General features: G+C 45.6%; 7 protein-coding genes and 1 pseudogene. All 8 read left to right on the forward strand.

All coding sequences use genetic code 11. The annotated features are described in order from the left end of the window. Nucleotide 1 precedes the first annotated feature (1 nt). Nucleotides 2-1852, forward strand: coding sequence for a hypothetical protein (locus JCM16496_RS16930; protein ID WP_128809690.1), 1851 nt, complete (start codon nt 2-4; stop codon nt 1850-1852). After that, the gene (locus JCM16496_RS22170; protein ID WP_128809691.1) at nt 1849-2319 is read left to right on the forward strand and encodes a hypothetical protein; all 471 of its coding nucleotides are present in this window, start codon (nt 1849-1851) and stop codon (nt 2317-2319) included. Before JCM16496_RS16930 ends, JCM16496_RS22170 begins: the two co-directional genes overlap by 4 nt. 75 nt (nt 2320-2394) lie before the next feature. Continuing rightward, nucleotides 2395-2841, forward strand: a complete 447-nt coding sequence (locus JCM16496_RS24230) for an Ig-like domain-containing domain (RefSeq protein ID WP_244440462.1) — start codon at nt 2395-2397, stop codon at nt 2839-2841. After that, complete coding sequence (locus tag JCM16496_RS24235; protein ID WP_244440463.1) at nt 2793-3383, forward strand: glycosyl hydrolase; 591 nt, start codon at nt 2793-2795, stop codon at nt 3381-3383. The genes JCM16496_RS24230 and JCM16496_RS24235 overlap by 49 nt, the downstream gene beginning before the upstream one ends. After that, nucleotides 3296-4117: a glycosyl hydrolase gene (locus JCM16496_RS24240; protein ID WP_244440464.1), complete on the forward strand. Its 822-nt coding sequence runs from the start codon at nt 3296-3298 to the stop codon at nt 4115-4117. The genes JCM16496_RS24235 and JCM16496_RS24240 overlap by 88 nt, the downstream gene beginning before the upstream one ends. A gap of 389 nt (nt 4118-4506) precedes the next feature. After that, a pseudogene (locus JCM16496_RS16940) lies at nt 4507-7754 on the forward strand (SusC/RagA family TonB-linked outer membrane protein). Between the two features lie 12 nt (nt 7755-7766). Further along, nucleotides 7767-9536 (forward strand): RagB/SusD family nutrient uptake outer membrane protein, encoded by a 1770-nt coding sequence (locus JCM16496_RS16945; RefSeq protein WP_025835751.1) that lies wholly within the window; start codon nt 7767-7769, stop codon nt 9534-9536. Continuing rightward, the gene (locus tag JCM16496_RS16950) at nt 9524-10414 is read left to right on the forward strand and encodes a hypothetical protein (protein ID WP_244440465.1); all 891 of its coding nucleotides are present in this window, start codon (nt 9524-9526) and stop codon (nt 10412-10414) included. Before JCM16496_RS16945 ends, JCM16496_RS16950 begins: the two co-directional genes overlap by 13 nt. Nucleotides 10415-10471 lie beyond the last annotated feature (57 nt).

Genomic DNA, 10471 nt, shown 5'->3' on the forward strand with positions numbered 1-10471 from the left:
TATGAACAAGACATATAGACTTTCGGCACTCTGGACGATGTGCCTCATGCTTCTTGGAAGCGTGTTGCTTACGGCATGCCTCAGTGAGGATGACGTGGATACCAACCAATACAAGGGTGGTGTTAATCTCAATGTGTTCGGCCCGAGTCCTGTGGCCCGCGGCGGCGTGCTCCGCTTTTTGGGCTCCGGTCTGGACAAGGTGACCGGAGTGGAGATTCCCGGTTGCGATGTGATTTCGGACATTGAAGTGATAAGCGCGAACGAGATTCGCATCACGGTGCCGCAGACGGCAGAACCCGGACTGGTGACACTGAAAACGGCGAATGGCGCGATTGTCACCAAAACCAAGCTTACTTATACGGAACCTATCGGCCTGGACAAGGTTACGCCGGCTTCCGTTAAACCGGGAACGGAACTTGCCATTGACGGTGAGTATCTTAACCTGATAAAGGAGGTTATTTTTGCAGACAATGTAGTAGTGCTTCAAGAGGATTTTGTTTCTCAGAGCCGTAAGCAGATTAAACTTGTTGTTCCCTTCGAGGCACAGAGTGGAAAAATCATCATTTCCGATGGTGCGGAGATACCCAACTGGATTTATTCTGATGATGAGCTGGATGTAATCCTGCCTTCTGTGGAAGCTCCTCTTGACCTTTCTGCCAAGAAGCCGGGAGACGAGATTGTGGTGAAAGGAACCAACCTTGATTTGGCAACTGTCGTAAAGATGCCTAACGGCGATGAAGTGGAATTTGTGTATGCCAATACGGCAGAAGCTGGCGAAACGCTTACTTTCACGCTCCCCGATAATGCTTCGGACGGTGCGGTGGTAATGATTCCGGCTTCGGGCGTGGAGGTGGCTATTGCCACTATCGGCATGGCCCTGCCCGAAAAAGTGGTGGCTACCCCTGCCGAGGAACTGCGCGGCGGTGACATCATTACGTTGACAGGTGTCAACATGGAGCTGGTGACTACGGTTACTTTCCCCGGTGTCGCCGAGGCTGTGGAACCCGTTTCAAAGAATGCTACGGAAGTGAAGGTGGAAATGCCTGCTGCCGCCATCAGTGGCGAATTGTTGCTGAACACGGCAAGCGGTACATCCGTGCCGGTGGCTATTGTCACACAGAAGCCGGAGTTTATGGGCTTTGCCAGTGATGCGGTCTCTTTGGGCAGCGATGTGACCATTAAAGGCAAGAACCTCGATTTGGTGGCAAAGGTCATCTATACGGGTGGTGCCGAAGTGGAAGTGACTCCGGCTTCTGCTACAGAACTGACGGTAGAGATGCCTACCACGGGAAGTGAGTCCGGTGTATTGACATTGGTGATGGCTAATGGCGAGACGGTGGAAACCGGAGAACTGACCATCAACGCTCCCGAATTCTGTTACATTCCGGTGCTTCCGGGTGCCGATGAGGAGCTGAAGGGCGGTGAAGTGCTTTCTTTGAAAGTAGAGAATGCCGACAAACTGCAAGGCGTGAAGGTGAATGATAAAGATGTACAGTATATCCTTACTGCCAATGCCGATTTGCTGGTTAACGTTCCGCAGATGGCAGGCAAAGGCAGCAAGGTGACACTGGTTTCTTCCAATGGATCCATAGACTACTTTATTGATTTCATTCCGGCCACGGAAATAGAAAACGTGGTGATGGACGAGATGCGTGACCTTGGTAATTGGGCAGGTGAAGGTGATGGAGGTGCATTCCGCCTTTATAAGAAAGATTTGACGGATGCAGGTTTTGCTCCGGGTGCCAAACTTCGTTTCTATGTCAAGATATATGGAGATACTCAGATTCAAGTCAATAATGCCAATTGGGGACAGTACACTGTGCTGGAGGGAATGAGTGAGAATGCAAGATGATAGAATTGGATGTTACCCAGGATTTGTATGATGAGATTATGAATACGAATGATGGATGGAGCGATACCGGTTTTGTCATCCAGGGCAAAGGATGTATTGTCAACAGGGTATCCGTCTGGTACAAGATTTCCCTTGAAACCACCGTATGGAAAGGTAGCCTTGATATGGCAAATTGGAAGGTGAACCATGAAATGAGACCCAATACCATGTTTGTAGATGGCGGTTTGGAAGCCGGTATGACGTTGAGGCTTTATTTCGATGTGTATGAAGCGGACAATAAGGTAAAGTGGTTCGACGGTCATTGGGGAGCTTTGTCCGGTGGCGCGGAATTGGTGCCCGACAATGGAGTGATAACTATTCCTGTGGATGATGATTTGGCAACCAAACTGACCACTCTCATAGATTGGGGATATGCTTTCATTGTGCAAGGCACGGGTTGTACGCTTACCAAGGTAACCATTGAATAATGAATTAAATAGGGTTGTTGTGCAGGGAAGGCGGTGTGAATCCCTTCTCTGCACATTATAAAAAACTATACGATTATGAAGACAAATAAGATACGTGCTGCCTTATTCATGGCAGCAACCCTCTGCCTGGCATCGTGTGCCGATACCGATGCGCAGTATACCATTCCCGAGGTGGATGCTCCGGCAGTGGTGAAGACAACTCCCGAGGCAGGAGCAAGCAAAGTGAAGCGGGGCGACATCACCATTCAGGTGGAGTATGACAAGAACGTGTTTTTCGCTACTGCCGACTTGGACAAGATTTCCTTTACCGGAGGCAAGTTGCTGAGTGCCGATGTGATTGGCTCGAGCAAGGTGCTGACACTGACGGTGAACGTGCCCGGACGTGAAACCGATTGCGCGTTGACCATTCCCGCAGGCGTGGTGCTGGGTCCGAACAAAATGCCTGCCCCGGAAGTTTCGCTCAACTTCGCACCGTGGCACTCGACAAGGCACCGGTGGCGGCTACTGCGGCTCCGGCAGTGAAGCTGTACAATTACCTTTTGGAGAATTACGAGACCAAATCACTCTCCGCCATGATGGCGAAAGAGTCGTGGAACACCGACATGTCCGAACGCGTATTCCAGTGGACGGGCAAATATCCTGCCATCAACACCTTCGACTACGGCCATCTGGCATGGTCGGTGGCGGGTGCCGACTGGATAAACTATGGCGACATCACTCCCGTCAAGGAGTGGGCGGACAAGAATGGTATCGTGTCGTGCATGTGGCACTGGAACGTACCCAAAGAAGCTCCCGCCAACTATATCACATTGTGGAGCGGCGAACAGGAGATGCCTGCCGACTGGAGCCAATCCGTGCAGCTGAACAACGATGCTGCCAAAGCCATCTTTGCCACTGCTAAGGTTGGTGATGTGGTGCGTGTAGCAGTGAAAGATGTGGCTGCCGGTGCACAAGGTGCCTTTAAGCACGGAGGCACATGGCAGGTATTACCTCCGAATACGAGTATTTCGACATTACGGGTGATTTCACCATGCCCATTACTGAAGAAATTCTTGCGATATTGAAGGAAAGCGGACTGATTGTGAGTGGTCACGACTATGTAGCTACCGGCATCTATCTCGAGGGCGAGGGCATTACTGCTGTTCCCGACCTTGAAACCGGATATGCTTTCTATAAAGCCGATACCAAGTTCGATGCCGGCAATGCCTTGACAGAAGGCACTTGGGAAAACAAGTTCTTTATGCAAGACCTGGAGCACGTGGCTGGTTACCTGAAACTGCTGAAGGAGGCTGGCATACCGGTGCTGTGGCGTCCGCTCCACGAGGCAGCCGGTGGCTGGTTCTGGTGGGGTAAGGATGCCGCCAGCTTCAAGGCGATGTGGATAAAGATGTTCGACTACTTCAAGGCCCAGGGGCTGGATAATCTCATCTGGGTATGGACTACCGAAACCGGTGATGACGACTGGTATCCGGGTGACCAATACGTGGACATCGTGGGACGCGACCTTTATGGCAATGACGCTGCCGACTGTGCTTCACAGTACAGCTCCATCGTCGCAGCGTATGGAAGCAAGATGGTTTCGTTGAGCGAATGCGGCTATTCTGCCTACAGTAATTCTGCCATAGGTTTGGTTTCCGAGCAATGGGCTGGCGGTGCACGTTGGGGTTGGTTCATGCCGTGGTACGACGGCACGAACGAAGATGGTACTCCGATAGTCCATGCCGACGAGGCTTGGTGGAAGGATGCCATGAGCCAGGAGTTTGTTGTTAGCCGCGATCAATTGCCCTCAATGAAGTAGGAGAGAGTAGTTCCTGTAAAATAGCGAACAATAGGAAGGGTCGTTCCGGTCATTGCGCCGGAACGGCCCTTCTGCTTTTATAGTTCATGTCTTTTTAAGGGAAATAGTAATGAATGTTAAGCAAATATTATTATTTGATAAAATAGTATTATAACGTTTGATGCTAAAAGTCTACTTTTGTCAAGCCTAATTAAAATTTGATAATAATCATATAATGTTTAACCGCTAATGAAATGAAAAATGCCTATGAGAAAGGAGTGATATGTATACCAACCACTTTATAAAATAAGGTATATTTAATTTTTCCTCAAAAAGAGAAGTTTAGCCTTATATTAAACGGTAGATGCCGCCAGGCAATACCAATTCATTAATCTAAGAAAAATACAAGTATGAATTTGAATTTCAGAAGAACCGCGCTGCTCGTGGGTATCTGTTCGGCTGTCAGCCTGACTTATACTCCGCAACTTTTCGCCGCATCGGTCGATGCAATAGATGCTGTGCAGCAAGCAAAAAAAATCACAGGTACTGTAACAGATGCAATGGGACCGGTTATCGGTGCCAATGTGTTGGAAAAAGGCACCACAAATGGTGTTATTACCGACATTGACGGTAATTTCACATTGAATGTTCAGCCGGGAGCCACGATTGTAGTGTCTTTTATCGGTTATCAGCCGCAAGAAATTGTGGTAGGAAGCCAAAGTAATTTCAAAATTCAGTTAAAGGAAGATGCTGAATTGTTGGATGAAGTGGTCGTAGTGGGTTACGGTGTACAAAAGAAGAAGTTGGTGACTGGTGCTACGGTTGAAGTAAAAGGCGAAGACATCGCAAAATTAAATACCACGCAGGCATTGGGCGCTTTACAAAGCCAGTCTCCGGGTGTAAACATTCAGGCCGTTTCCGGTCAGCCGGGTGATGGGTTTAAAATTAATATTCGTGGTGCTGGTACTAACGGAAATACAGCTCCAGTTTACGTCATTGATGGAGTAGCCGGTGGTGATATTAACGCCTTGAATCCTGCCGATATTGAACGTATTGACGTGTTGAAAGATGCTGCATCTTGTGCAATTTACGGTTCAAGCGGTGCCAACGGTGTTATCCTTATTACTACGAAGCAGGGTAAGGTAGGAAAGGTTTCTGTATCTTATGATGGAAACATCGGTTGGGCAAATATATATAAGATGCCTGATATGCTGAATGCTAAAGAATATATGGCGGTAATGGATCAAGTAGCTATAATAATGGAGGCCAACCGTATGATTGGTCAAAATTCGTAGATGCTGATTTGCTGACTGCTTATCAGAATGGTACTAATCCTGGTACAGATTGGGTAAAAGAATTCCGGAATAAAAATGCTGTGGTTACTAATCATGCGTTGAATGTAACAGGTGGTTCTGAATTCTCCAAATTTTCGACAGGTATAGGCTATCAGTATCAGGATGGTGCATTCGGTGGTCCGGTGAAGACTGACTATCGTCGTTTTACTTTCCGCATTAATTCTGAGCATGTGATATACCGTAAGGGAGATATGGATGTGATAAAGTTTGGTGAGAATATATATTATCAGCACAAACAGAACCAAGGTGTGCAGTTAGGTAATCAATATTCGAATGACCTTTCTAATGCTTTGCGTGCTATTCCTCTGATTCCTGTATATAATGAAAATGGTGATTTCTTCATGTATGATGATTTGAAGAATTTTGGAACGAGTGCTAACGGTATACTTGATTATACTGCATATGCTTCTAATCCGATGGCTCACATGGTATATAATCAGGCTGGGAATAATAAAAATAAGAATTTTAATCTGAACACAGCGGCATATCTGGAAGTACAACCACTTAAGAATCTTATTTATAAAGGTCAGGTTAGTTACAAGCAATGGTCAAGTTCATGGCGTTCATATCTTCCCATTTACCAAATTAATAATCAGGGAGATAGCCGTGATAAAGATCAAACGATAAATAACGTGTCTTTGGGTTGGAACTGGAGTTTGACTAATACGTTGAGTTATCGGTTTGATATTACAAACTTACATCATTTTGATGTTTTGGCTGGTACAGAATATTCTAAATCAAGACCAACTTATGGCGAATCAGTAGAGGCAACCGGTTATAATAGTGCTTTTGGTGACTTTACACATGCCTATTTGCATAATACGGAACGTAAAGCTACTGCTACAGTAAATGGCTATCCCTCGGATTATGGTTCTAAGATGTCTTATTTTGGACGTTTGAATTATGACTTTAAGGAAACTTATATGTTTTCTGCTATCATCCGTGCCGATGGCTCGTCTAAGTTTGCGAAAGGCAATCAATGGGGATATTTCCCTTCATTCTCTGCCGGTTGGGTTGTTTCAAACGAGGCTTTTATGAAAAATACTGCTTCTTGGCTTGGTTTCTTGAAAGTCCGTGCTGGTTGGGGACAGAATGGTAATGACAATATCCCTAATTCAAATTGGCGTGCCGGTTACGAGTTTGGCGATTATGGTCTTTATACATTTGGTTCGGATAAGAATGGAGGTACAACCGGAGCTTACCCGAATCGTTTGGCTAACCCCGATTTGACATGGGAAACTTCAGAACAGACTAATATCGGTATTGATGCCCGTTTCTTGGACAACCGTCTGAGTTTTACCATGGACTGGTATAGCAAGCAGACGAAAGATTTGTTAGTGGAAGTGGGTACCAATGCGGCTTCCGGTTTCTCTTCTCAATATCAAAACGCTGGTACGGTAAAGAATACTGGTCTTGAACTTTCAATGGGCTGGAGAGATCAGATTGGTAAGGAGTTCAAGTATGGGGTGAATGTCAATATGGCCTATAATAAAAATGAAGTGACGGAGGTTAATAATGCCAATCATTTTATTGAAGGCGGTAATGATTTGTTGGCTCAAAGTACGGGTCGGTTTGTCCGTATGGAAGAAGGACATCCTATTGGCTATTTTTATGGTTATAAGACGGATGGTGTCATTCAGAACCAGAATGACTTGCAGGCATATCTTGACCAGAATTGTAAAGGCAATGCGGCAAACTCTAAGCAAGGTGCAGGTATTAAACCGGGCGATTTGAAGTTTGTGGATGTTGATGGAAATGGGGTGATTAATGATGAGGATAAGACTGATTTGGGTAATCCTCATCCTGAGGTGACAATGGGTCTTACGTTAAGTGCGGAATATAAAGGATTTGATTTCTCTGTAACAACCTATGGCGCTTTTGGTGCACAGGTGGCTCGTTCCTGGAGAAAGTTCTCAGATGGACAGTATGAAAACTATACGACAGAAGTTTACGATTACTGGCATGGTGAAGGAACCTCAAACAGATATCCGCTGCTTGCACCGGGAAATAGAGGACAGAATTTCCAGACCATTTCAGATATTTATATTGATGATGCCGACTATGTTCGCATTCAAAATCTGACAATAGGATACGATTTCAAGAGAATTTGGAAGAACTGTCCGTTCCAGCAACTTCGTGTGTATGCTGCTGCACAGAATCTATTTACTTTTACCGGTTATAAAGGGATGGATCCGGAGAATGGTAGAGCCCTCAATGACAAAGAACCGTGGGTAACTGGTGTTGATGTAGGTAACTATCCTCAACCTCGTACTTATATGGTAGGTGTTAATGTTAAATTCTAAAATTGATACATGATGAAAAAAATAGCATATTTAATAGGTGCAGCTTTGGTGATAGCAGGAATGTTTGCTTCTTGTAGTCTGGACTCGATGAGTCTGACGGAAAAAGATACGACCAATTTCCCTAAAACGGCTGAAGATGCCAATCAGGCTTTAGCTGCCATATATCAGAACCTGAATAATGTCAATGCTTTTCCGCAGCAGTCTTTCTTGTATAATTCTCTGCTGGCTTGCGATGATATGTTGGGTGGTGGTGGTCCCAATGACAAGTTGATGCAATCTTTAGACCTTCTTTGTAATACGGGTACAAATGCTACGCAGGATTACTGGGTGGCTCGCTATCAAGGAATCAACCGTGCCAATACGTTGTTGGAGGCTCTTGCCGGTATTGAAATGGATCCGGAAGTAAGAGCGCAGGCTGAGGGCGAAGCCAAGTTTCTTCGTGCTTTTTATTACTACGAGTTGGCTTCCATGTATGGGCGTGTACCTTTGGTGATTACTGCTTTGTTGCCCGAAGATACAACTCCTCCGACTGCCGCTGTTATCTGGGGGCAGATTCTGCAGGATCTTCGCGATGCGGCTGCAAATATGCCGGCTGTTCGCAAGTCGGATGGGCATGTTGATAAATATACGGCTGAAGCTATGTTAGGACGTGCTTGGTTGTATTATACCGGCATGTATGGCAATGGTGAAACTCTGAACGATTTGGTTAGTACGAACTATAGTCCGTTGACTTCAGTTGATTTGCCTGATGGGACAACTTTGACCAAGCAGGATGTGATTGGGTATATTGATGATTGTGTGAATAATTCCGGTTATAGTCTTGTTCCTGAGTTTCGTAATTTGTGGGCATACACCAATAAATGTACGGTAGAAGATTTTCCGTTTACTGCCGGTCAGGGACTGAAGTGGGTAGAAGATGATGCAGCGGTAAATCCCGAATCCATGTTTGCCATTAAATATAATAAACTTGCATCTTGGAGCACTACTATCGGTTATGGTAACGGTTATGCTCTGCATTTTGGTGTGCGTGGCAATGATCAGGCCAATTCTTTCCCCTTCGGGCAAGGATGGGGTGCCGGTCCTGTAGCTCCCAATCTTTATAATGATTGGAGTGTGGCAGAACGAGACGATGCCCGTCGTCCGGCTTCCGTATTCAAGACGGAGGATATGCCGAGTTATAATAAAGGTGGTGGTGAAGGCTTTATCCAAGAAACGGATTATTATCAGATGAAAATTGGTTCTATCATGGCTTATAATACGGATGCGGCTGGAAATAAAACGATTGAACCGGTATTTGAGAAGATAATGTATGGTGCCGATGGCTGGATTAATGATAATCTGATGCAAACCGGTTCTATTCATGATTTGGTCTTGATTCGTTTTGCAGATGTATTGTTGATGCAGTCTGAATTGAAGGAAGATGTTTCCGGTATAAACCGAGTGCGTAGCCGTGCCGGACTTGCTCCTATCGGCGCATATTCATTGGCTGCATTGCAGAATGAACGCCGTTGGGAACTCTGTTTTGAAGGTACTCGCTGGAATGATATTCGCCGTTGGCATATTGCTGCCGATGCCCTTGAAAGACAGACAGGAACAAAGGTTTATACAAATGGGGCTGAAAGTCGTAATGTGGCGCAGAACGGTGGTTATGCCGCACGTTATAAGGCTACGGCAGGTTTCCAGAAGATTCCCGAAAACCAAGTCCTCCTGAATGAAGGAAAGGTAGAACAAAATGAGGGTTATACGGATGCAAGTGCTGAGTATAATGGTTGGCAAGAATAGAATATGAATTTAAAATGAAAAAAGATATGAAAAAGATATTATTCGCAATGCCTTTGTTTGCAATGCTGCTGGTGGCTTGCGATCCGATAGTGGATGAAATCAGTCCGGATCCCAATGTCACACCGGAAAATCTTACTTTTGAACTTGTGGCCAAGAACCAGGGAAACAACAACATTACAATTGTCCCTAATCCGGCACGTTATGTCAAAGTCTATGATGCAAATACAGATGTTAAACTTGCGGAAGGAACCGTGCCGACGGTGCAAGTGGCTCCACCTGTCAAGGAACTGAAGGTATATCTTGAAACTATCAATCCGGATGGCTCTATTGTGAAATCTGCTCCTCAAGCTATCGCGGTGTCAGAATACACAGATCTTCCTGCAATTTATGCTGATGTATTTGGTACGACCTCCGATGGTGGTTATGGAACTTCTGTTTGGACTTGGAATACAGAAGCTCCTGATGGATGTTGGGGAAATGGCGGCTATCTCGGGAATACTGGCCCCGGATGGTGGATTGTTGATGGAGATGGAACTCTTCAAGGAACTACTATTGATAGTCAAGCAGAGGCAAAAGGCATGTTGTCGGATGGTTTGGATGGTTGGTTCTCGCTCAGTTTGACTGGTGTTCAAACAAGTCGTGGTGAAAGTGGCTCTGTGAAAATATCCGAGGATGTGAAACAGTCTGGATGGGATGTGGGAACAATGGAATTTTCTGGTACTGTCCCGTTGCTGGGCATACAACCGAACTTGTCTAACGCTCGCCAATACACCTACCATATATTGAAAGTGGATGAACAAGAACTTCGTTTGTGTGCTCCTGAACCTGGAGCAGGAGCATGGGGAACAGCATGGTTCTGGAACTTCAAAAGAAAATAATTAATAGGTGAATAACAGTCGCCCGCATTCTTGAATTATAGATTACATAAAAAGTTT

Source organism: Bacteroides rodentium JCM 16496 (assembly GCF_000614125.1).
GTDB classification, from domain to species: Bacteria; Bacteroidota; Bacteroidia; order Bacteroidales; family Bacteroidaceae; genus Bacteroides; species Bacteroides rodentium.

Coding starts and splice junctions, on each gene's coding strand:
- JCM16496_RS16930 (WP_128809690.1), top strand. CDS start 2: ATGAACAAGACATATAGACTTTCGGCACTCTGGACGATGTGCCTCATG.
- JCM16496_RS22170 (WP_128809691.1), top strand. CDS start 1,849: ATGATAGAATTGGATGTTACCCAGGATTTGTATGATGAGATTATGAAT.
- JCM16496_RS24230 (WP_244440462.1), top strand. CDS start 2,395: ATGAAGACAAATAAGATACGTGCTGCCTTATTCATGGCAGCAACCCTC.
- JCM16496_RS24240 (WP_244440464.1), top strand. CDS start 3,296: ATGGCAGGTATTACCTCCGAATACGAGTATTTCGACATTACGGGTGAT.
- JCM16496_RS16945 (WP_025835751.1), top strand. CDS start 7,767: ATGAAAAAAATAGCATATTTAATAGGTGCAGCTTTGGTGATAGCAGGA.